The following is a 251-nucleotide window of genomic DNA, read 5'->3' as shown; positions in this document are numbered from 1 at the left end:
CGTCGACCTGACGTTCGAGATCCTGCAACGGCCCGTAGTTTTCGGCGCGCGTGAGCGGCGGCATCAGGTGATCGACGATCACGGCCTGCGCGCGGCGCTTCGCCTGGCTGCCCTCGCCCGGATCGTTGACGATGAACGGATACAGATGCGGCAGCGGCCCGAGCGTCAGGTCGGGCCAGCATGCGTCGGACAGCGCGACGCTCTTGCCCGGCAGCCATTCGAGGTTGCCGTGCTTGCCGAGATGGATGACC

1 protein-coding gene is annotated in these 251 nt (G+C 67.3%); it reads right to left on the bottom strand.

From position 1 onward, the window contains the following. Positions 1-251: cobaltochelatase subunit CobN (locus tag SB816_RS33605; protein ID WP_410548454.1), on the bottom strand; the 251-nt coding region annotated here is incomplete at both ends.

Origin of the sequence: Achromobacter sp. SIMBA_011 (assembly GCF_046535435.1) — a bacterium.
GTDB classification, from domain to species: domain Bacteria; phylum Pseudomonadota; class Gammaproteobacteria; order Burkholderiales; family Burkholderiaceae_B; genus Achromobacter; species Achromobacter dolens.
The sequence above is the reverse complement of the archived record's forward strand: the minus strand, read 5'-3'. Positions and strand labels throughout refer to the sequence as shown.